The following is a 22,216-nucleotide window of genomic DNA, read 5'->3' on the forward strand; positions in this document are numbered from 1 at the left end:
ATCCACCCCTCTATCTATCTTAATAATCTCTCTGCTTTTTCCATCCCTAAAGGAGAAATGTAGCACTTATCTAAAGAGTATTCAATTAGTCTATTCTTGTGTAAATCCCAAAGTTGTTTTTTAAATGTTGTTGAATTACTATATTCAATTGATGATTGCAATTCCTCTGCAGTTTGTGAGTCTTTGATATATAAAAGACATAAAACTTTATCTTTGGTGCTCATCTTTGCATCTAAAATTCTTAAGGTACTTCCTGTATCCCAAACAATGGAAGTTTCCTTACACATGATGCCATTTATTATTTCTTCTGTCTCTTCAAACGTTTTAGTTGAAACTAATCTATAAAACTCTGCCAAAACCCATTTAGCATTGTATAGTAGCAAAGATGCATCCATCTTATTAGGGTCTATATGATTTTTATGAATCATTCCTCTCTTGTTTCTAATACAATACATGCTATAAAGAACTCTTGGTATTATTATTCTATATTCTTCTTGTTTTGATGGTACATTTTCATAGATAATTAAAGCTTTTTCATTAAAAATCGATAATTTATCTGTTAATGATGTAAATTCACCGTGCAACTGATATTCTATCAAGCGTCTTGAAGTTTCAATAAACTGCCCCATTTCGTTGCCTGTATATTGCCAATTGCACTTTTTAAATTCAATTAAAGCATTTTCATAACTTGTTAACAAGTACAGTACTAACTCTTCTGGATAAACCGTTTTCAGCACTTGTTCAACGCTATTTATTTGCACTTAGCATTTCCTCTAACAAATTGACAGCCGCTTCCTCACCAGGTTGAGTTAACTCTATTGTCCATTTTCTTCCCTGTCCTTTTTTAATTATGTTAGTTTTCTCTTTATTGAAAATAGCTGCAAAATTGGAAGAATCATAACAATTATGTTTTTCACACAAAGAGATAATCTCCTTCCCTTCGATTTTTATTTTTCTTATATGTAGCACAATCAACGCAATATTTTTAATCTTTGTGGCATCATTATTTCCTGGTATTTTTTTCAGTATAGATATACTACCATCTTCACTATCAATGTGATATATCCCTCCTTCTATATATTTATCACTCATGTTTAATACTGGTGTGATTTTTTGCTCTATAGCTGAGTTTTCACAGTCAGAATTCATCTTTATTTGATTTTCATGTGGTTGAGTCAGCTGCACAATACTACTGTTTTTCTCAACAAATGAAAATACATCACCCATGTTTTTCTCAACAAAAATTTCTGAGCCTTGTATACTAAAACTACCTTGTGATAAATTAATTGTAATACTTGCATTTTTAATTTCTTCCATGTTTAATTTTCCTTTCTATTCAAAATAATATTGCATACGTTCTTTTTTTAGCATTTCTAAGTTTTCAAGACTTTTTGACACCTCTTCTTTTAATTCCACAGTCTTTGCCACATACGTGGTAAATAGGTTTTGAAGTTTAAGTGGTGGCACAATAACTTCCAGTTCCTTCAATATTTCTAGATTTATATTTTTTTGTGCTGACTCTGGTGCTTTAGTTTCTAATATTTCTTGAAAAAAAGAAAACCAATAATGAATAAATATTTCACCAGTTTTTTCGCCCGCTTCAAACCCCACAATACTATCTGGAAAACAAGCATCAAATTTTATAATTGCTGTTTTCGCAATGTTCGCAGCTACCGTTATGCATAATGTACCTTCATTCCACATTTTACTTTGCTTTACCCCTAATTCAGAATAAGTTTTCGTATATCGACTAACATACAATTTAGCATTAGCTACTTCCCCTGTTTGTATTAATGGATAAGCACCGTTTAGTAATTGTGGATCATTTCGTGGTCGCTGCTTTGATACACCTCTATTCAATTCTCCTAAATCACCTAAATTATTAATTTCCCATCTCTTAGGATTCATTACAGGATCTCCAAACATCTCGATAAATCGAGATTTTACTAATACATCTAATTTTTCTAACTGCTCTTTTCGCTTTTCAATTAGCCCCGTAATCTTATCAAGTTCATCTGCAATTTGCTTTTGAACTTTTATCGGTGGTAGCCATACATTTTCATTTCTATAATCCTTAAAATATATATGTGGTATTGTCGCTCCCGAAAAATATTTAGATAAATTCATTTTAAGTATGGCATAAAACAAATATCGAATATCTATATTATCATTAGGAAAAATATATTGCATTGTTCCTATAACAGACGATTTTTCAGGCAATATCATTGTACGACCAACCCCTGCGCCATCTTTCACTATTGCTATGTAAGGTTTGCTTTGCTTGTAAAATTCTACTGTTTTAATAAGTCCGCCCGCACCATAAATCGGATATTCACCATTGCTATTTTCCAAATCTTTCTTTGCAATATTAGAACCTCCTTTAGTACAAACATCTCCTAACTTCACCATCTGCCATTTTTCACTACTCATAAAGTCCCTCCAGTTCTGAAAGTCCTTTTAAAATCTCTTCTTCCAAAACTCGGATATCTGCTAGTATTTCTTTAGTTGGTGGATACTCCACTGGTATGTAATCCACTTTTTTATATTTGTTAATAGATAAATCCCAATCGTTTTCTACGATTTCATCTTTTGGAACAAAGAATGATTTTTCTGTACGTTTTCTATCTGCTTCTTTATCAAGATTCTTGAATCGTTCTATAATATCTGGTATATCATTTTCATCTATAACTGCTCGCTTATCATCCAAAGATAAACCATCTGCTGTCATATCATAGAACCATACATTATCTGTACCACCATGACCTGTCTTAGTAAAAATCAAGATACCTGTTGATACTCCTGCATAAGGCTTAAATACGCCACTTGGCATTGAGATAACAGCTTCTAATCTATTGGTTTCTATAATTTCTTTTCTTATAGATTTATGAGCTTTTGATGAACCAAATAAAACACCATCTGGTACGATAACAGCACATCTACCTCCAACTTTTAACATGCGAAGCATTAAAGCAAGAAATAAAAGTTCTGTTTTCTTTGTTTTACAAACTTTTAATAAATCAGTAGAAACAGTATCTGCATCAAGACTTCCTTTAAAAGGAGGAGTTGCTAGAATCAAAGAATATTTTTCTTTGTCTGGATTTTGATCAGATAAACTATCTCTATATTCAATAAATGGATTATCTACACCGTGAGTCATCATATTCATAGCACCAATACGTAGCATTGTTCTATCCATGTCAAATCCTGTAAACATTTTATTCATATAATGCTCTTTATTTGTTTTATCGAAAAATACATCTTCTTTTCTGTTTTCTTTTAAATATTCACCACTAGCAACTAAAAAACCACTTGTCCCACAAGATGGGTCACAGATAGTATCTGTTGGTTTAGGATCCATTAATTCTACCATCATTTTAATAATATGACGTGGTGTTCTAAACTGTCCATTAAGTCCTGCACTAGCGATTTTAGAAAGTAAATACTCATACACATCGCCACGAATATCACTATCTTGAATACGTTCCATTTGGGTATATATTTCATCTAAATTTGTTACAATCTTAGATAACAATAATGGGGTTGGTATTTTAAAGATAGCATCATCCATATATTTTGAATAGGTACTTCCTTTCTCTCCATGAAGATTTTTTATAAATGGAAATACCCATTCTTGCATAGTACTATACATTTGTCCTGCTGGGAAATCATGGAATACTGACCATTTTAGATTTTCTCCATCAATAGTACGTTCACCAACTTGAACTTCTTTTGCAAATATACTTTCAAAAGAAAGTCCTAGCATTGCACTTTCTTTTGCTTTTATATTATCCGTTTTATCAAGATCATGTATAAACATCAGATAAGTAATTTGCTCAATAACATCGAGAGGATTTACCAATCCCCCCGCAGCAAAGACATTCCATAATCCATCTATTTTATTCTTTAATTCTCCTGTAATCATATTAATCTCCTAACTCTCTATTCCATATATATTTTGTGTAACGCCCGCCACTCATTTTGATAATTCTATTTTGCTTTACAAGGTCATTAAGGGCTCTTTGTATCGTTGTATCACTAATATCCGGGCACTTTTCCATAAGTTCTCTTTTTGTTACTTGTCCAAGTGTTTGCTTAATAGTTTCTGCAATTCTTTCAGGTTTCGAATAACCTTTTGTAATCATTACTTCAACTCGATTTTCAAATTCTCTATAAGCAGCTATAATAACACCTAACATATATCGAACAAATGGAGCATAATCATTCTCGTCTTCATGCCAACCATAAGAACTTACCTGTAATGTTTCATAGTAAGTTTCTTTGCTTTGCTCAATAATCTTTTCTATACTAATATATTTACCTACAATGCAGTTTGTACGATAAAGAAGTAATAAAGTCATAAGCCTGCTCATTCTACCATTCCCATCATTAAACGGATGGATACAAAGAAAATCTAGTACAAACATTGGTATAAGTAAAAGGGCATTCGCTTTTCCTGTTCCCATAATCTGATTGTATGCATTGCAAAGTTCTTCTACTGACTCTGCTGTTTCCCAAGAATGAACAGGTTGAAAACGTACTTTTTGTGTTCCATCAGTCATTTTTTCTGCAATTACATTATCTGAATTTTTATACTTCCCACCAAAATTCAAACCACTATATTTATACAAATCTCTATGCAGCTGTAAAATCATACTTGGTTTTATTGGAATAAAATCATGACTTTCGTGTATTGTAGCAAGAACATCACGATATCCTGCAATCTCTTGTTCATCACGTGATTGCGGTGTTGTTTTATCCATAACCAGAAGTTTCACTCTATCATCGGAAGTATAGATTCCTTCTATCTTATTCGACGCCTCTGTACTTTGTATCTTAGCAATTTCAAGTAAAGTAGTTAAAGTGTCTGCTTTTTGTTCAACAAACAGTTTTTGCTCCCCTTTAAATTCATGAATTTGTGTAAGTAACGAAACTATTTCAGGAGTGATTAACTGTTCCCATTTATTTTCATAATTATAGTCTTTCATTTTATACCTCCTTTTAATTTAGTCATTTATATTGTTTTGACTTAATTATATACTAACATACACAATTAGAAAAAACAAGCATCAATTTAGTCTTTTGCTTGTTTTTGACTAAATTAAACTATACTTTTACTTATAACACCTTCCCAAACACTACCCCTTTACCATATTATTAATGATTCACACAATCTGTTCAGAAAGTTCTGCTATTTAATTTTCCATCATTACTTTTGTAAAAAAATTAGTTATCTTAATTGCTTGATGTATTTCTGGATTTTTTCTTGCGATAAACATATTTCTGTTACTACATCCATTGTTATTTTAATATCTTTTTCAGGACGGTAATAATGATTATTTTTTTAATAGCATTAACTTTATAGCCTTCAAAACAGTTAATAAAGATGCCCTTGCTACAAATAACTCTCCACAAATCAAATTCCTCCCTTCTAATGAAAACGACAATTATACCATGGCAGTTATGCAAATCAACGCAGAATTCTCCAGAATAAAAGAAGATGAATTAAAAAAATCATCTTCCACAAAAATTACCAAAGAAATTACCAAAGAAATTACCAAAGAAATTAAAAAACACATGAAAAATAACCCTGAAATCACTGCGAAGGAATTAGCCATTCTTTGTGAAACTAATCAAGATACAATTCAGTATCGCATAAAAATTATGCGTACGAATAAGGAAATTAAGAGAGTCGGTTCCACTAAATCCGGATATTGGGTAGTGTTAAAATAACAATGTTTCAACTATACATCAAAGATATCCACTGATACGATATTATGCACTACATATCCGTTTCCAATAGTACTTCGAAAAATAAATTATTATAAATACTTAAAACAATAAAATATAAATCCACAGATACTTATTGTACAATTATTTGTTGCTTACAAATTTGCTAGAAACCAAAGGGAACTTTAAAACTTCGGATTAAAAAAGCCTATAACTCCTTTCAATAAAGGGTTTTAGGCTTTTTATTTACTATTGTTATTCGAATTTGGAAAAAGAGACTTGTTTCTTAACGATTTTTGTTTAAGTTTCTTATCCTGTATAATTCCTATTATCTTTATTCTATATGATATTCTGAGTTACTGATGTAATGTTGCCATATTGTTGCCAAAAACATCTGATTAGTAGCCTTTAAACCTTTCTCGAATGTCAGATGCGCTATAGGCTATTTCCATTCATGCATTTTTGTTTCTAATAATTCAAAATCACAATAAGCAAACAATTTATTTCCTGTTTTCTTTTGATAGCGAATTATACTCTTAGTTTTATTTATAATTGTTTCTTTTTTTCTTAGACAAAATTCATATTCTTTCGCAAGTAAATCTCGATCTTTATGTTTTCTTATATCAATTTCAAAAAAGCTCCCATCAGGAACTGGAATCGATTTTCTAAAATCAATAACTGATATTAATTTTTTAATTTGATTATTAGGTGATTTTATGTAGATATCTTTTTCATGCAATTCATCACAACTGATGGTTTCAAAAACAATCATATAATCTTTACCTGTGTTTTTTAGCTTTAAATGTTTAGGTTTTGCTGAAGTTAATGGAATAAAATAATTTAATCCATTATCATATACAATTATTCCAACGTATGGTTTATTTTCATAGTCGTGTCTTCTCTTATTTAGATAAACTTCACTATCAAATGAATTAAGATACTTAATATATTTTATATCAATCGTATTAATTTCATATTTCCTGCCACATAAAATAAAAGGAAGGAACTACGTCCTCCACACTTTAACGCCCTACACTTATGGCGGTAGGAGCCGTACTGTTGGTATTTCTACCTTCAAATACATTATATATTTGTTCATGTATAAGTCAATAGAATTAGATCCTATATGACATTATTTATTAGATGCAATATATTATTTTAATATGCAAAAACATTTATTTTTTTATGCTTTAATATATAAAAAGAGCCTAATCCCCTTTAAATATAGAGTTTTAGGCTTTGTTTTTTATTCAAATTCAATCGTACCTGGAGGTTTACTAGTAAGATCATACATTACTCTATTTACACCACGTACTTCATTAATAATTCTAGACATTACTTTATTTAAGATTTCATAAGGGATTTCTGCAGATTCTGCAGTCATGAAATCAATAGTATTTACAGCACGTAAAGCTACTGCATAATCATATGTTCTCTCATCACCCATAACTCCTACTGAACGCATGTTTGTAAGAGCTGCAAAATATTGACCAATACTTCTATCAATACCTGCTTTAGCAATTTCTTCTCTATAAATGAAGTCTGCTTCTTGAACCATTTTTACTTTTTCTTCTGTTACTTCACCGATAATACGGATACCAAGTCCAGGGCCTGGGAAAGGTTGTCTAAATACTAAGTATTCAGGGATATCTAATTCTAAACCAACTTTACGTACCTCATCTTTAAAAAGATCACGTAATGGTTCAATGATTTCTTTAAAATCTACACAATCAGGTAATCCACCTACATTATGATGTGATTTAATTACTGCCGATTCACCACCTAAACCACTTTCTACAACATCTGGATAAATAGTTCCTTGTACTAAGAAATCTACAGCACCAATCTTTTGGGCTTCTTCTTCAAATACACGAATAAACTCTTCACCAATAATTTTACGTTTTTCTTCTGGTTCAGTAACACCTTTTAATTTATCATAATATCTTTGTTGCACATTTACACGAATGAAATTTAAATCATAACTTCCTTCAGGACCAAAAATAGCTTCTACTTCATCCCCTTCATCTTTACGTAATAAACCATGATCAACAAATACACATGTTAATTGATTTCCAATAGCTTTCGATAGTAATACTGCTGCTACTGATGAATCTACTCCACCAGAAAGAGCACACAATACTTTTCCATCTCCTACTTTTTCTTTAATTAAAGAAATTTGTTCCTCTACAAAAGAATCCATTCTCCAATCCGCTACACATCCACATACATCAATAACAAAGTTTGTTAAAATCTTTGTACCTTCAACTGTATGTAATACTTCAGGATGGAATTGAATTGCATATAAGTTTTGTTCTACATTTTCACATGCTGCACTAGGACAATCTGCTGTATGGCCAGAAATACTAAATCCTGGAGCTACTGTTGAAATATAATCAAAATGAGACATCCAACAAATAGATGATGTTGGTACATTATGGAATAAAGGAGAAGTTTGTTTTACAAACACTTCAGTTTTCCCATATTCTCTAACATCAGCACGTTCTACTTTACCACCTAAAACATGTTGCATTAATTGAGCTCCATAACATAAACCTAATACTGGAATACCTAATTCAAATAATTCCTTTGAATAAGTAGGTGCTTTTGCTTCATAACAACTATTTGGACCACCTGTTAAGATAATTCCTTTAGGATGCATTGCTTTAATTTTTTCTAAGCTAACTTTATAAGAATAGATTTCACAATATACATTGCATTCTCTTACACGTCTAGCTACTAATTGGTTGTATTGACCACCAAAGTCAATAACAATAACTAATTCTTTTTTCATCTATTTCTCCTTATTATTAGAATACTTCTTTTAATACGATAGTTTGTGTTCTATCAGGACCAACGCTAAACATAACAATTGGACATTTAATTAATTCTTCAATACGATGTAAGTATTTTTTACAATTTTCAGGTAATTCAGCAAAAGAAGTTACTGTTGTAATATCTTCACTCCATCCTGGCATTGTTTCTAATACTGGTTGTACACGATCTAATTCACTAATTGTAGAAGGAAGAGCATGAATTACTTTTCCATCTAATGTATAAGCAGTACAAATAGATAACTCTTCTACTCCTGTTAATACATCTAATAACATTAAACTAATTCCTGTTAAACCAGACATTCTTCTTGATTGATTCACTACTACTGCATCAAACCATCCAATACGTCTAGGACGTTTTGTAACTGTACCATATTCTCTACCTACTTCACGAATCGTATTCGCAATTTCCCCTTCAATTTCAGTTGGGAAAGCACCACTACCTACACGTGTTGTATAAGCTTTAACAATACCAATTGCTTCATCAATCATAACTGGACCTACACCAGCTCCTTCACAAACTCCATTTGCTCCTGGATGAGAACTAGTAACATATGGATATGTTCCATAATCAATATCTAACATAGTCCCTTGAGCTCCTTCAAATAAGATATTTTTCTTATTTTCAAAAGCTTCATCTAATACTAATGCAGTATCACAAACCATTGGTTTTATTATTTTTGCATATTCTTTATATTCTTCAAAGATTCCTTCAACTGAAAAATCTAATTCAGGATATTCTCTTTTCTTTAAAGGCAATACTTCTGCTAGTCTTTCTTTAAACAATTCTTCATTCACAAACTCACCCATACGAATTCCAATACGAGCATATTTATCAACATAAGTAGGACCAATTCCTTTTTTCGTAGTTCCAATATTTTTATCTCCACGATATTTTTCTTGAAGTGCATCAATTTCTAAATGATAAGGTAAAATAACATGAGCACGATCACTAATTAAAATCTTGCTTGTATTAATATTAGCGTCATTTAAATATTTAATTTCTTCTAATAAAGCTTTAGGATTAATAACCATTCCATTTCCAAGTACTACTGGATTTCCACTAAAGATTCCTGATGGTACTAAACGTAATGCATACTTTTGATTATTAAATTCAATCGTATGACCTGCATTATTTCCACCTTGATAACGTACTACTACATCTGCTTTGCTTGAAAGATAATCAGTAATTTTCCCTTTACCTTCATCTCCCCATTGACTTCCTACTACTACTACACCTGGCATATTTACTTCCTCCGTTTATTATTTGACTAATTTACCTATACATTATAATATAAGTGATGACATAAGTAAAATTAATATTTATAAAAAGTGATATAAGGAGAACTAATATGGCAATAAAATTAGAACAATATAAAATATTTAATGAAGCTGCAGCTACTTTATCTTTTTCTATTGCAGCTAAAAACTTATTTATATCACAAAGTGCTGTTTCTCAAACTATACTTAACTTAGAAAAAGAATTAGATACCCAACTATTTATTCGTCAATCAAATGGAGTAACGCTTACAAATGAAGGAAAGCTATTACAAAAACAAATAGAAAATGCAATGCACATTATTACCAATGTAGAAAACCAACTCGCAAACATTAAAACACTAACTGGTGGAGAATTAAGAATAGGTGCTGGTGATACCTTATCTAAGTATTATGTTTTAAAACATCTTACTTTATTTCATGAATTATATCCTGCTGTTACAATCAAAGTATTGAATCGTACTAGTAGTGAAACGATTGCTTTATTGAAATCGGGTCAAATAGATTTAGCTTTTGTGAATCTTCCGATTCAAGAAGAAGGTGTTCATATTGAACCATGTTTTAAAGTTCATGATATCTTTGTTTCAAACAAACTTATAAATACTCCTATGAGCTTAAAACAACTAAGTAAAGAATCACTAATTATGTTAGAAACATCTTCTAGTTCAAGAAGATATATTGATACAATCACTTCCAAACAAGGAATCCTATTATCCCCAAGTATTGAATTAGGTTCCCATGATCTTTTATTAGACTTTACACATGCTGGTTTAGGGATTGCTTGTGTTATAGAAGAATTCTCTAAAGAAGCTATTCAAAATAAACTAGTTTATCCTATTCCTTTAGAAAAACCAATAGCTTCTCGTTCAATCGGATATGCCTTTTTACAAAGAAGAACCTTACCTCCAGCTTGTCTAAAATTTATTGAATTACTATCTTAAAAAACATCAATTCATTGAATTGATGTTTTCATTATCTATTTGTTATAAAGTCGTCAATATAATCAACTGCTATATTTTGTTGTTTGTCACTACTAATAGTTGCTTCCTTGTCACCATCTTGGAAACCATAGTTACCAAATTGGGCATGATTGCCACCTTCAATAATATAGATATTTTCAGTATAATCTATCTTATCTTCTAAATTATCGTTCAAACTACCATAAATAGTAATAGTATTTTCAATAGGATAATCCCCATACACATAAGCACCTAACATAATCGCTCCATCAATTAAATCTTGATGATCTGCAGCATAACTAGAAGCTATACTACCACCCATTGAATGTCCTGCAATATACCAACTATCTATATCCAAATCTAATTCAAAGACATCATCTGCCGCGTCTACATCAAAGATTGCCATATGAAAAGGCATATCTACTAAAACACAAGTATAACCTTTATTTACCAATTTTTCTAAAATTGGTAAATAAGCAATTGCTTCTACTTTGGCTCCTGGATAAAAGATAATACCCGTATCACCACCATCTTCTGCATATAGAATAGTTAAATTATCAATTACTTCATATTCTACATTTTCATATACTTCATACACACTACTATCGGCTACATAATACTCTGTTAAATAATGATAACTATACATTCCCAAACCAACACATACTACAAAAAGAGCTAGTATTATTTTTTTGAAGTGTTTTTTCATTAGAACATCCCTACTAGTAATGCTACACTAAACATAATAATCATTCCTGTAATCATCCCAAATAATACTTTAGAATAACCTTTTGGTGTAATTTGACCACGTTCATCTAATTCTTTAATAATAGGATGTAATCTCCAATAATAAGCCATAATAGATAAAATCATTACTATCATTGTCATTTGTTTCATTAATTCTGTTCCTATCAATAGAATCATTAATAATAAAACAATAAAAATTAATTTTACATTTGCTACCCAATTTGTCATATAAGAAACAAACAAATGATGATCATGATTTTCCTTTGACTCATGGAAATAATTAAATACTGCTACACCATTCCCATACCTAGATTCAGGCCAAAAATACAAAATACAAACATTCCCTGTTTCCATTAAAATAAATAAAATAATTGCAATATTATAAATCATTTCTCTTCCTCCTCTAAGACCTTTTTATAAGGTGCTAATATATAACTACTTAGTTGTCCCTTCATTTTCTTTTGTACTGCAGGTATTTGTAATAAATTACCTAAAAATATCATTTTATATAACTGCAACTTATTTTGTTGTGGAAAATCATAAATCCCATTTTCTTTATAAAACTTATGATCTGCTTGCATAAATCCTTGCATTACATATACTAAATCTCTAAATATTTTTGTACCCCCAACACCATAAAACATGGTTGGTCGTTCAATTGGTTTTTCTAATACATAATCTAATGTTTGACAAACATTTAGAATCGACTGACTAGGATGATGTTGATCACTAACAATCCCACATAAATATAATCCACCCACTTCACTTCTTGCTTGAATTACTGTTTGTAAATTCTTTTCACTATCTAAATCACCACTAACAATATACGTAACCGATTTTCCTTTATGGACACTTCTGTGTCCATTACAGAATTGGCGATCATCAAACAATTTCATATAAGAATTTGCAAAATGATTCTTAATAGTAAAAGCATATACAATCGCATCACAATGGCCTATTTCTTCTTGAATAAATGCATCAAATTTATCCTTATAAACACATTTAGCACTAATAGCACATTGCAAACAACCTAAACATCCTCCATCAATACGTAAATCTTTTAAATAAACAACACGAATATTTGCTTTTGAAGTAGCTACAAAATCATCCATCATTGCCTTTAAAGAATCATCACCTTCTTGATAATCACTAATCATGACCACATTCTTAGCAATTGTCTTTTCCTTTGCTTCTAATATACTACGATAAGCAGGAACTTCTTGTTTTAGAACTGGTTTTAATGTATAGATATTGTGTTCTATATCAAATAACATTTTATCAAAATAATCCTTAGCTTGTACTTGCCCTTGTTTTGTTACTAAATCATCCATATCCCCACTAAATCCTGGAATATATTTTCCCATAAAATCATAACAATTTTCTTCAATATAAGCATGAGCAGTAGAATCATAAAAATGTTTCGAAGTAGTGATTTGACTAACAAATGCATTTTCTAAAGACACTTTGTTTTCTTTCATTAATTCAATAAAACGATGTAACTGAGCTGGTGCTAGAAAAGTGTATACTGGATATACAAATAATAATAAATCAGCACTTTCTAATGTGTCTTTTATTGTATCGAACTTTTTTTCATAGAACTTAATTTTTTGAGCAACATCTAATACTTGAAAATCATGAGTAGGATGTAGTTTTTGAAAATAAAGTGCTGTTTGTAACGAAATACTATTTTGTCCTTTGGGACTACCATTTAAAATAACTACCTTCATTTTTGTTTCTCTACTTTCTCTTTTAATTTTTGATACCAATCTTGTTGAAACTTCGCACTATCAATTCCATAATCTAGTGTATAGCCTTGGAATAAAGTAATATCATTTTGTTCTAAATCCATTGATTCAAATTCTTTTTTAATAATTGTTAATGTTTGAATGGCTATTTCTAATTGCATTATGATGATTTCTATATTTTTAATTTGTTCTTCCTTACTAGCAAATCCTAAGAAGAATAATTTTGATAATTCCATATTTTTTACTTTTTCTACTCGCATTGGATTTTCTAACCAATTCATAAACTCATCTTTACCAGTTTCACTAATAGAAAAAATCTTCTTATTCTTACCATTTTTAACACTTTCTTGAAAAGTAATAAGACCTAATTTATTTAATTTCTTTAATGAAGTTTGCATACTACCAGCACTACTAGAACAGATCATGGGTAGTTTTTGTTTTATAAAACAACCTATTTCATAACCTGTCATTGGACTTAACATTAATAACCCTAATATTACACTATCCATTTCCTCACCCCTCTATTCAATATATGTCTATTAGACATATATTAGCACAAGCAATATAAAAAAGATAGTCTCCTATCTTTTGTTTTTTAAAAAAGTATAGATTTTTTCAGTCATTTTAGCTTCTATTTTAGCAATAGATAAGATTGCATCCTTTAATAAACATAGTTCAAATTGAATAGTTTCTATGCCATCATTTAGTGTAATAGTTAATATATCCCCTAATTTATGTTTTTTAGAATCTACTGTAATTACAAATTCACTAGATTTATCATAAGTTGGTCCAAATATTATACTCTCTGGTAATTGAAAATAACTAATATGATCAATATGATAACAAGGCATTATTTGATAAAGAGCTTCTTTTAAATTCTTTTGACGAATAATATATTTTCCTAAACGTTCTTCAATCACTGTTTTTGTAGCTTCCATTTCTTGATTAGCTTGTTGACTAGATAGTGCTTTACACCCTAAACGAATACGTACAGATTGTTCTCCTGCATATAAAGCAATACTTACTTTATCTTGTTGATCAATAATATCTGCTAATACTTCATCTATTTTACTTTCTCCAATATTCATTGTAATAAAATCATATGTATAAATAATAGCTTCACGATATTGTTCTAAATATGGTTTTAGTGTATCTTCGATTACAAACTGTAATTCTTTTGGTGGTCCTGGTAAGTTAATAATCATTTTTTGATCTTTTTTCATGACACAACCATTAGCTGTACCAATATGATTTTCTAAAATATAAGCATTTTTCGGGAAGTTTGCTTGTTTTAAATTGTTTTCAGGTATCTTATCCCAACCTGTTACAAATAAACATTTGTCTTCTACTTTTTTAGCTTCTTCTTTGATACAAACCATTTCTAAACCTAAATACTGGGCAGATAGTTCTTTTGTTAGATCATCTGTTGTTGGTCCTAGTCCACCAGTAGTAATAATACAGTTTGCTCCTCTTTGAAAAGCAATATCAAAGCATTCCAATATTCTTTGTGGATTATCTCCTACAACACTTTGATGATAGATATCAAACCCTAATTCTTTACACATCTTTTGTATCATTGTAGCATTCGTATTTACTATTTCTCCTAGTAATAATTCTGTCCCTACATTAATAATTTCTACAATCATTTCTATTTCCCCCTAAACTATGCATTCATTGCATTATCATATATTGCATCCTTTTCTTGTTTTGTTAGTGCTTTCGTACAAATAATAGCAATAAGTGGCAATCCAATTAAATTCAACAACAAACGAGTAGACATAAAACGAATACCCAAACTAGTTGCTTCAAAAGTGAGTAATGGTATTTTTGCAGTAGACCAAGCTCCTATAAAAAGAAAAGTATTAAATAATCCTGATCCTTTTTTTAACATCACACTAGCAACTGGAAAAGCAGCATATAATGGACCAGCAGCACAAGCACCTAATGCAAAAGAAATAATTGCTCCTTTGATCCCACTCCCTTTTCCTACATAACGCATCATTACTTCTTTATCTACCCAAACATCTAATAGCCCTAATAAAACAAAGATCGGTGGTAATACACCAAGCATTTCATATATATTAGATTTCGTTATTTCAAAAGAAGCTATACCAATATCGGGTAAAGACAATCCCAATAGGATATTAAAGATAAAGATAAGAATTGCTACTTTATATCGTTTCATTATCTTCATAACAACACCCCCATCATAACTGCAACAAACAGCGAAAACAAACAAGCACTAACATTACGAACAATTGTAACCTTTTTACCAAATGTTTTGATTTCTAAAGGAATCGTGATGACTCCAACCATCATTAAACTAGATACAAAAGCAGCTATTTGACTAACTCCTGCTCCTCCACTTAATAAAGCAGCTGCTAAAGGAAAAGCAACAAACCCTGGTATTAAAGTAATAGAACCAACAACTAACGCTATTAAAATACCAATCATCCCTGATTCACTACCTAATAACTTTGTGATTGTCTCTGTATCAATTACTGCTAACATCATTCCTATAACAAGAATAATAGCTAAAAACTGTGGTAAAATATTTTCAAAAGACTTCCATGCTTTTATTAATGCTAGTTTTGTTTTTTGCTTACTTTTACAAAAAGATAGCACTAATGCAACACTTGCAAAAACATATAAAATATATGTAAACATTCACATCCCCCCATTTATCTAAGAGAATACCACAATACTATCTAAACCACAATAAAAGCACATCAATGATGTGCCTAAAACCAATGTTTTGTTTTATTCGTCATTCTCACTAAAAATAACATAACTGGTACTTCAACTAATACTCCTACTATTGTAGCTAAAGCTACTGGACTACTTGCTCCAAACAAACTAATAGCAACTGCTACTGCTAATTCAAAGAAATTAGAGGCTCCAATCATTGCTGCAGGGGCACTAATGTTGTGAGGTAATCCTAATAGTTTACTTCCCATATAAGCAACAATAAAAATAAAACATGTTTGTATAATTAAGGGTATAGCAATTAATAGTATATGAATAGGATTTTCTAAAATAACATCTGCTTGAAAAGCAAATAAACATACTAATGTAATTAACAAACCAATAATAGTAACATGATCAAACTTAGATAAAAAAGTTTGTTCAAAATAAACAGTTCCTTTTTTCTTAACCACAAATATTCTAGTAAGAACACCTCCTATTAGTGGTACAACCACAAATAAAACAACAGATAATAATAATGTATCAAAAGGTATTACAATACCACTCATCCCAAGTAAAAAAGCTACTATTGGTGTAAAAGCTACTAAAATAATCAAGTCATTGCTAGCTACTTGAACTACTGTATAAGCAGGATCTCCATTTGTTAAATGAGACCAAACAAATACCATTGCAGTACAAGGTGCAGCCCCTAATAATACAGCTCCAGCTAAATAATTTACTGCTAATTCATTAGAAATAACTCCTTGAAATACAACAAAGAAGAAAAAGCTTGCAACTATATACATACTAAATGGTTTAATCAACCAATTAACAACCCATGTAACAAATAATCCCTTTGGATTTTTTGTTACATTACGAATACTTTGAAAGTCTACTTTCATCATCATTGGATAAATCATAAGCCATATTAATATAGCAATCGGAATAGAAACATTCGCATACTCAAATCTTCCTAAAAACAAAGGAATCTCTGGAATATACTTCCCAATAAAAATACCAATCACCATACACAATAAAACCCAAACACTTAAATACTTCTCAAAAAAACCAATACCTTTGTTTTCCACTAAAAAACTCCTTTATCTAATTTATTTAGGACTCACTAATAAACTGCGTCATATATATTGGATAACAAAATATATTTTTATCCTTAGACACATCTTTTGTATGAATGCTATATCCAAAAATCGCAACCACTTTACCCTACAAATGTCCAAAAATCGCAACCACTTTATACTATAAATGTCCAAAAATCGCAATAGAATAGCATATCCTCTATCCTGAAATCAAATTTAAATAAATAAATATTGAAATACATTAAATAAATAACCAACTAAAATAATACCTGTTGTACAAATAACAACAAATAAAGCTAATAGCTTAGGCTTAATTGCTTGTTTTAACATAATCATAGATGGTAAGCTAAGTGCTGTTACAGCCATCATAAATGATAAAATAGTACCTAATTGAGCTCCTTTAGCCAGTAATGCTTCTGCTACTGGTATAGTACCAAATATATCAGCATACATAGGTATCCCTAATAATGTTGCTAAAACAACACCAAAAGGATTATCACTACCTAACACTGATTGAATCCAACTTTCAGGAATCCAATTATGAATAATAGCTCCAATACCTACTCCTATTAAAATATAAGGAAATACTTTCTTAAAAGTAGTAACTACTTGTTCTATAGCATATTCCATACGATCTCTTCTCGTTAAATCAGGAGCATCCATATCCATATTACTAGCTTGTAAAATAAAGCTTTCTACATACTTTTCCATTCCTAACTTTTCAATCAACGTACCACCTACTACTGCTACAATTAATCCTACTATTACATAAGCTATTGCCACTTTTGCACCAAAAATACTCATCAATAACACTAAACTTCCTAAATCAACCATAGGAGATGAAATTAAAAAAGAAAAAGTAACTCCTATTGGTAATCCTGCACTAGTAAATCCCATAAACAAAGGAATAGAAGAACAAGAACAAAATGGTGTAACCGTACCTAATAATGCTGACATAATATTTGCAGTTATTCCTTTAAATCTACCTAATATCTTTTTACTTCTTTCAGGTGGAAAATAACTTTGTATATAAGAAATAATAAAAATTAAAAAACATAATAAGAAAGTAATCTTAATCACATCATAGAAAAAGAAATGAATACTTCCTCCTAAATTACTACTAACATCAATACCTACACTAGTTACTATCCACTCTACTAAATCAGATAACCATTGCATTCCTAATACTTGATTTTGAATAATATTCCAAATATCTACTAACATCTTACTCTTGTATGATATTAATGATCCTTGTTTCACTAATTTCATACGCTCCTTTCTTATATTTGTTATAATGGATATAGAACCTATGTTTTGATTTTTACTATGGCTTTCGTCCATTTAAAGGAGACTAATACCATGGCTCTATATTTTTAATTTATAGTTGGATAAGCGTTAATGCTTTTATGTCACGCAAGGATATAGATATAGACTGCCATGGATAGACAAGGTTCTAGAAAGGTGGTCTATTTTTATGACTTATTACGTAGGCATTGATATTGCCAAAACAACGCATTATGCTTGTGTTATCACAACTCATGGTGAGGTGATTCACCAACCTTTTCCTTTTGATAATTCAAAAGAAGGGTTTCATTTATTACTTTCCAAAATATCTTCTATTGATAAAGAAGATATTCTAATTGGTTTTGAATCTACTGCTCATTACCATCAAAACTTACATTCTTATCTTTCTACTCTTGGATACCACTGTGAGCTTATTAATCCCATCATTTCAAAACAGTTTCGTGGTTTATCAGTTCGTAATGCTAAGACGGATAAAATTGATGCTATGTCCATTGCTCAACTTCTTTCTTATCAGTACAACAATTCACAAGGTCAAGACTTTCTTGTTTCTGACTTACGTGTATATTGTGATGAAAGAGTTCGTCTTACTAAACAAAAGACAAAACTATACATACAACTAACTGCAGAGCTAGATCGTGTGTTCCCAGAGCTTAAATCCTTCTTTAAAGGCAATTTAAAGACGAATGCAGCCCATAATTTACTAAAACGATACGCTACAGCTAAGGAAATAAAAGAAGTTCGAAATGAGGCTTTGACAAAGTTAATTTCTAAAAACAGTAAAGGCTTCAACCTCGAACGTATCAAAGACCTTAAATCGTTAAGTAAAAATAGCGTTGGCTTTCATTCAAACGCAATCTCTTTTAGAATTAAAAATATCATACTCCAAATCGAACTTCTAGAATCGCAGATAGAAGATGTAGAAGCAAACATCATTGAAATGATGAAAGAAATAGACAGTGCTATATTGAATATCCCTGGTATGGGCTATATTCAAGGTGCTTACATCTTATCTGCTATCATTAGTATAGACCGATTTGATAGTCCTTGTAAAGTACTAGCTTATGCAGGATTAGATCCAATCATAAGACAGTCTGGTAATTTTAATGCAAAGAGAACACGTATGTCTAAAAGAGGAAATGCTACACTACGTTATGCACTGATATGGGCAGCTCATAATGTGGCAAAAAATTCAACAACTATGAACACTTACTATTTAAAGAAACGCAGTGAAGGAAAATCTCATTACAATGCCTTAGGGCATTGTTCAAAGAAACTAGTAAACTATATTTACTTTGTCTTAAATAATCCTGATGAAAAATTCATCTTAGAATAATTTTTTAAAAATAGCTTATTCCACCTTTTTTAGTGCGCTCTTTTTTATGATTCAAAAGAAATTTAATTTTTTATCATTTTTCTCTTGAAAAATCATAGTTGGTCTCCTTTCCCATACATCAAATAATTTTGATGTATTACTTGAATAAAAAGTCATCTTTGATGACTTATTGACAACTACAATGTTTTGTAGTTTCTTCTTTATCTAATAATTGAGATAAAATAGCACTAGCATATTGAACTCCATCTTCACTAATACGATAATGAGTCCATTTTCCTATATACCAACTCTCTACTATTCCAGATTCACATAATATTTTCATATGATAAGAAAGAGCAGATTGTGCAATATTTAATTCTTCTGTTATTTCACAAGCACATTTTTCTCCACTTTTTAATAACTCTAAAATAGCAATTCTTTTTACATCACATAACGCTTTAAAGGTTTTTGCAATCTTTTCTTGATCCATGTCTTCTCCCTTCAAATCAAATATTTTTGATATATACATCATATCATTTATAAATATATTGTCAACAAGAAAGCAAACATTAATTGTAAACTTAAGTTAGAATTATAAAAGTTCATAGATTCCTTATACTGTAGTCGCTAAACAACAAATAAAGGAACTCTCTATGAACATGACTAATTATACACAAATCAAATTAAAACAACACTTATCCAAGAATTAAATCGAACAAACTGAATAACTTATGATATTATTTCTTGCTTCATATTGAGAATATTTCTCATTTATAGTTTGTTTTATTAATTATTTTTATAAATATCACTCCTATGAGAAAGATACATATAGCCTTTTCCTACTTCCACAAGGACAAATTCTAACAAACGTATTAGTACTTTTCATAAATCATCATGATGAAAGAATATTTACAAGTAAAAAAGATAGAAGAAAATCTTCTATCTTTCCATAAATCTTGCTAAAATTATTATCCTTTCATTGAACCGTACGTACGAGTCTACCATTTATATTCCAACTATCTTAGATAGTAATTTAAGGAATTGTATCAGTTGCAGGAGAGTTTATCTTTTTAATATAGTTTCTTTAGACTGAAATAATTCTTGTTGTTTTTCTCTAATAACTTCTATTCTATTACTTACACTTTTTTTAATCTTATCAATCACTACTGAATCCAAATTTTTATTTTGTGACAAGACGTTATCAACTATATCAGGGAACGATTGTAATGCATCCATATTTAACCAGTCAAGATTATTAATATAATCTAATTGTTTTGTGTTGGTAGCAGAAAAACATTTACTATTATCACTTATTCCTACATCTTCCTTAAATCCAACCGCCCATAAGGAACTACCTGTATCAAAAAGGGGAGCAACCTTTATCCACTCTAAAGTATTTACATCACGAATCAAACCAAAATTCCTCCAGTGGCGATCATAGTTTGCTAAAAGATAATCAAAAACAATCATTTTGTCTATCTGTAAAACAGGATTAGGTACATTAAGCAAATCACAAATATACAAATAACGGTCATAATTGTTTTCTTTCCTATTTGTTTTTATCATTTTATCAATATAATGAGCAGCTACAAATTCAGTATCAGTACTAATCATAGTTTCACAACAAGAAAATGTCTTGTTATCTTCTTCTATTAAATAATAGGTAACATAATCATCATGATCTAAAATCAACCCCCCTAATTTAGAAGCTATCACCTCGTTATAAGGCTCTTGATTATTATGCAAATTTCCAGCTTTTACTAAACAACGTTTTTTATTTAAAATTTTCCACTTTTTTTGCAAATTACCATCACTAGAATTATCAGGGCTTTTTAAATCAATATTTTTAGAGTCCTTACTACCAAATAGCACATTTCCTACATCCGCACTAAATTCATTATCAAAAAAGTTAATATCCTTCCATTCCAAAGAAGAACCTTCCTCTTTTAGCCAGTATTGATCAGTTAAACTAAGTCCATATCCTTTTTCTAACAACTCTACTGAGTTGTTCATACTTAACGTGTCTAAAAATGGTTGAATGTGATTTCTAGAGCTAGGGATTGCACGATTTTTCCACCAATCGTTAAATAACGATTTTGAAACACCGAATTTATAATCAATAATACCTGCAGGTGCAAACTTTGTATTTATTTTTTCTACAAAATCAGTAGCTATATGTAACTCAGTATCATAAATTAATCTAAGAACTTCAACATCTTTATTCATTAAAATATAAGATACCTTTGTATTATCAAAATTATTCATAGCTAACTCCTTTCCTATCTATTGAAATTATTATACCAAAAAACAGCATTAAAAACTTAAAAATAAAATAAAAAAAACAATAAGCAGTAAAGCTAGAATAGGAGTGCTATACAAATATGATACAATTCATCACCTTGTTAAGAAACAATTAAATACAACAAAGATACTTATAGCCTTTTCCTACTTCCACAAGGACAAATTCTAACAAACGTATTAGTACTTTTCATAAATCATCATGATGAAAGAATATTTACAAGTAAAAAAGATA

Annotated in this window: 22 protein-coding genes; 3 read left to right on the plus strand and 19 right to left on the minus strand. The window is 30.2% G+C overall.

Translation table 11 applies throughout. The features are described from left to right. Positions 1-14: 14 nt before the first annotated feature. Genes LRR82_RS06245 through LRR82_RS06265 form a run of 5 tightly spaced genes read right to left on the minus strand, consistent with a single transcriptional unit; the run spans position 15 to position 4,985 of the window. Positions 15-761, minus strand: a complete 747-nt coding sequence (locus LRR82_RS06245; RefSeq protein ID WP_249028578.1) for a hypothetical protein — start codon at positions 759-761, stop codon at positions 15-17. Beyond that, positions 748-1,317, minus strand: coding sequence for a hypothetical protein (locus LRR82_RS06250; RefSeq protein WP_249028579.1), 570 nt, complete (start codon positions 1,315-1,317; stop codon positions 748-750). Before LRR82_RS06250 ends, LRR82_RS06245 begins: the two co-directional genes overlap by 14 nt. Before the next feature lie 15 nt (positions 1,318-1,332). Beyond that, entirely contained in the window at positions 1,333-2,430 is a 1,098-nt protein-coding gene (locus LRR82_RS06255) for a restriction endonuclease subunit S (protein ID WP_249028580.1), read from the minus strand. Next, a complete protein-coding gene (locus tag LRR82_RS06260; RefSeq protein WP_249028581.1) occupies positions 2,423-3,922 on the minus strand; it encodes a class I SAM-dependent DNA methyltransferase in 1,500 nt (499 codons plus the stop codon). Before LRR82_RS06260 ends, LRR82_RS06255 begins: the two co-directional genes overlap by 8 nt. A 1-nt stretch (position 3,923) precedes the next feature. Then, the gene (locus LRR82_RS06265; RefSeq protein ID WP_249028582.1) at positions 3,924-4,985 is read right to left on the minus strand and encodes a Fic family protein; all 1,062 of its coding nucleotides are present in this window, start codon (positions 4,983-4,985) and stop codon (positions 3,924-3,926) included. Positions 4,986-5,451: 466 nt separating this feature from the next. On the opposite strand from LRR82_RS06265, the gene LRR82_RS06270 reads away from it, so the two are divergent. Further along, positions 5,452-5,730, plus strand: a complete 279-nt coding sequence (locus LRR82_RS06270; protein ID WP_249028583.1) for a hypothetical protein — start codon at positions 5,452-5,454, stop codon at positions 5,728-5,730. A 439-nt stretch (positions 5,731-6,169) separates the two neighbouring features. Here LRR82_RS06270 and LRR82_RS06275 read toward each other — a convergent pair whose 3' ends face one another. From LRR82_RS06275 to LRR82_RS06285, 3 genes are all read right to left on the minus strand, one after another. After that, positions 6,170-6,721: a type III toxin-antitoxin system ToxN/AbiQ family toxin gene (locus tag LRR82_RS06275; protein WP_318031852.1), complete on the minus strand. Its 552-nt coding sequence runs from the start codon at positions 6,719-6,721 to the stop codon at positions 6,170-6,172. Positions 6,722-6,973: 252 nt separating this feature from the next. Beyond that, the gene (gene guaA / locus LRR82_RS06280) at positions 6,974-8,518 is read right to left on the minus strand and encodes a glutamine-hydrolyzing GMP synthase (protein WP_249028584.1); all 1,545 of its coding nucleotides are present in this window, start codon (positions 8,516-8,518) and stop codon (positions 6,974-6,976) included. A 16-nt stretch (positions 8,519-8,534) separates the two neighbouring features. After that, positions 8,535-9,803 carry an adenylosuccinate synthase gene (locus LRR82_RS06285; RefSeq protein WP_249028585.1) on the minus strand — a complete coding sequence of 423 codons (1,269 nt, stop codon included), beginning with the start codon at positions 9,801-9,803 and terminating at the stop codon, positions 8,535-8,537. A 107-nt stretch (positions 9,804-9,910) separates the two neighbouring features. On the opposite strand from LRR82_RS06285, the gene LRR82_RS06290 reads away from it, so the two are divergent. Next, entirely contained in the window at positions 9,911-10,777 is an 867-nt protein-coding gene (locus LRR82_RS06290; RefSeq protein WP_249028586.1) for a LysR family transcriptional regulator, read from the plus strand. 31 nt (positions 10,778-10,808) lie between these two features. Here the strand turns inward: LRR82_RS06290 and LRR82_RS06295 are convergent, their stop codons facing one another. The 9 genes from LRR82_RS06295 to LRR82_RS06335 all read right to left on the minus strand — a co-directional run bounded on the left by LRR82_RS06295 (position 10,809) and on the right by LRR82_RS06335 (position 18,335). Next, positions 10,809-11,501, minus strand: coding sequence for an alpha/beta fold hydrolase (locus LRR82_RS06295; protein WP_249028587.1), 693 nt, complete (start codon positions 11,499-11,501; stop codon positions 10,809-10,811). Then, positions 11,501-11,929 (minus strand): hypothetical protein, encoded by a 429-nt coding sequence (locus LRR82_RS06300; protein WP_249028588.1) that lies wholly within the window; start codon positions 11,927-11,929, stop codon positions 11,501-11,503. Before LRR82_RS06300 ends, LRR82_RS06295 begins: the two co-directional genes overlap by 1 nt. Then, entirely contained in the window at positions 11,926-13,266 is a 1,341-nt protein-coding gene (locus tag LRR82_RS06305) for an NAD(P)H-dependent oxidoreductase (RefSeq protein WP_249028589.1), read from the minus strand. Before LRR82_RS06305 ends, LRR82_RS06300 begins: the two co-directional genes overlap by 4 nt. Continuing rightward, positions 13,263-13,793 carry a PadR family transcriptional regulator gene (locus LRR82_RS06310; protein WP_249028590.1) on the minus strand — a complete coding sequence of 177 codons (531 nt, stop codon included), beginning with the start codon at positions 13,791-13,793 and terminating at the stop codon, positions 13,263-13,265. Before LRR82_RS06310 ends, LRR82_RS06305 begins: the two co-directional genes overlap by 4 nt. Positions 13,794-13,865: 72 nt before the next feature. Beyond that, the gene (locus LRR82_RS06315; RefSeq protein WP_249028591.1) at positions 13,866-14,930 is read right to left on the minus strand and encodes a molybdopterin-binding protein; all 1,065 of its coding nucleotides are present in this window, start codon (positions 14,928-14,930) and stop codon (positions 13,866-13,868) included. Between the two features lie 17 nt (positions 14,931-14,947). Next, positions 14,948-15,478: a permease gene (locus LRR82_RS06320; protein ID WP_249028592.1), complete on the minus strand. Its 531-nt coding sequence runs from the start codon at positions 15,476-15,478 to the stop codon at positions 14,948-14,950. Next, the gene (locus tag LRR82_RS06325) at positions 15,475-15,951 is read right to left on the minus strand and encodes a hypothetical protein (protein ID WP_249028593.1); all 477 of its coding nucleotides are present in this window, start codon (positions 15,949-15,951) and stop codon (positions 15,475-15,477) included. Before LRR82_RS06325 ends, LRR82_RS06320 begins: the two co-directional genes overlap by 4 nt. Before the next feature lie 74 nt (positions 15,952-16,025). After that, a complete protein-coding gene (arsB, locus tag LRR82_RS06330) occupies positions 16,026-17,057 on the minus strand; it encodes an ACR3 family arsenite efflux transporter (RefSeq protein ID WP_249028594.1) in 1,032 nt (343 codons plus the stop codon). Between the two features lie 225 nt (positions 17,058-17,282). Next, complete coding sequence (locus LRR82_RS06335; RefSeq protein WP_451923543.1) at positions 17,283-18,335, minus strand: permease; 1,053 nt, start codon at positions 18,333-18,335, stop codon at positions 17,283-17,285. A 205-nt stretch (positions 18,336-18,540) separates the two neighbouring features. On the opposite strand from LRR82_RS06335, the gene LRR82_RS06340 reads away from it, so the two are divergent. Further along, positions 18,541-19,704, plus strand: coding sequence for an IS110 family RNA-guided transposase (locus LRR82_RS06340; RefSeq protein WP_249028595.1), 1,164 nt, complete (start codon positions 18,541-18,543; stop codon positions 19,702-19,704). Positions 19,705-19,870: 166 nt separating this feature from the next. Here LRR82_RS06340 and LRR82_RS06345 read toward each other — a convergent pair whose 3' ends face one another. Both LRR82_RS06345 and LRR82_RS06350 read right to left on the minus strand, forming a co-directional pair. After that, complete coding sequence (locus LRR82_RS06345; protein WP_249028596.1) at positions 19,871-20,173, minus strand: ArsR/SmtB family transcription factor; 303 nt, start codon at positions 20,171-20,173, stop codon at positions 19,871-19,873. A gap of 572 nt (positions 20,174-20,745) precedes the next feature. After that, entirely contained in the window at positions 20,746-21,948 is a 1,203-nt protein-coding gene (locus tag LRR82_RS06350) for a hypothetical protein (protein WP_249028597.1), read from the minus strand. Positions 21,949-22,216 lie beyond the last annotated feature (268 nt).

Source organism: Tannockella kyphosi (assembly GCF_021054785.1).
Lineage (GTDB): Bacteria > Bacillota_I > Bacilli_A > Erysipelotrichales > Coprobacillaceae > Tannockella > Tannockella kyphosi.

Excerpts from the sequence above, each read along its gene's own strand:
- LRR82_RS06250 (WP_249028579.1), bottom strand. The coding sequence starts at position 1,317 with ATGGAAGAAATTAAAAATGCAAGTATTACAATTAATTTATCACAAGGT.
- LRR82_RS06255 (WP_249028580.1), bottom strand. The coding sequence starts at position 2,430 with ATGAGTAGTGAAAAATGGCAGATGGTGAAGTTAGGAGATGTTTGTACT.
- LRR82_RS06260 (WP_249028581.1), bottom strand. The coding sequence starts at position 3,922 with ATGATTACAGGAGAATTAAAGAATAAAATAGATGGATTATGGAATGTC.
- LRR82_RS06265 (WP_249028582.1), bottom strand. The coding sequence starts at position 4,985 with ATGAAAGACTATAATTATGAAAATAAATGGGAACAGTTAATCACTCCT.
- LRR82_RS06270 (WP_249028583.1), top strand. The coding sequence starts at position 5,452 with ATGGCAGTTATGCAAATCAACGCAGAATTCTCCAGAATAAAAGAAGAT.
- guaA (WP_249028584.1), bottom strand. The coding sequence starts at position 8,518 with ATGAAAAAAGAATTAGTTATTGTTATTGACTTTGGTGGTCAATACAAC.
- LRR82_RS06285 (WP_249028585.1), bottom strand. The coding sequence starts at position 9,803 with ATGCCAGGTGTAGTAGTAGTAGGAAGTCAATGGGGAGATGAAGGTAAA.
- LRR82_RS06290 (WP_249028586.1), top strand. The coding sequence starts at position 9,911 with ATGGCAATAAAATTAGAACAATATAAAATATTTAATGAAGCTGCAGCT.
- LRR82_RS06295 (WP_249028587.1), bottom strand. The coding sequence starts at position 11,501 with ATGAAAAAACACTTCAAAAAAATAATACTAGCTCTTTTTGTAGTATGT.
- LRR82_RS06300 (WP_249028588.1), bottom strand. The coding sequence starts at position 11,929 with ATGATTTATAATATTGCAATTATTTTATTTATTTTAATGGAAACAGGG.
- LRR82_RS06305 (WP_249028589.1), bottom strand. The coding sequence starts at position 13,266 with ATGAAGGTAGTTATTTTAAATGGTAGTCCCAAAGGACAAAATAGTATT.
- LRR82_RS06310 (WP_249028590.1), bottom strand. The coding sequence starts at position 13,793 with ATGGATAGTGTAATATTAGGGTTATTAATGTTAAGTCCAATGACAGGT.
- LRR82_RS06315 (WP_249028591.1), bottom strand. The coding sequence starts at position 14,930 with ATGATTGTAGAAATTATTAATGTAGGGACAGAATTATTACTAGGAGAA.
- LRR82_RS06320 (WP_249028592.1), bottom strand. The coding sequence starts at position 15,478 with ATGAAGATAATGAAACGATATAAAGTAGCAATTCTTATCTTTATCTTT.
- LRR82_RS06325 (WP_249028593.1), bottom strand. The coding sequence starts at position 15,951 with ATGTTTACATATATTTTATATGTTTTTGCAAGTGTTGCATTAGTGCTA.
- LRR82_RS06335 (WP_451923543.1), bottom strand. The coding sequence starts at position 18,335 with ATGAAATTAGTGAAACAAGGATCATTAATATCATACAAGAGTAAGATG.
- LRR82_RS06340 (WP_249028595.1), top strand. The coding sequence starts at position 18,541 with ATGACTTATTACGTAGGCATTGATATTGCCAAAACAACGCATTATGCT.
- LRR82_RS06345 (WP_249028596.1), bottom strand. The coding sequence starts at position 20,173 with ATGGATCAAGAAAAGATTGCAAAAACCTTTAAAGCGTTATGTGATGTA.
- LRR82_RS06350 (WP_249028597.1), bottom strand. The coding sequence starts at position 21,948 with ATGAATAATTTTGATAATACAAAGGTATCTTATATTTTAATGAATAAA.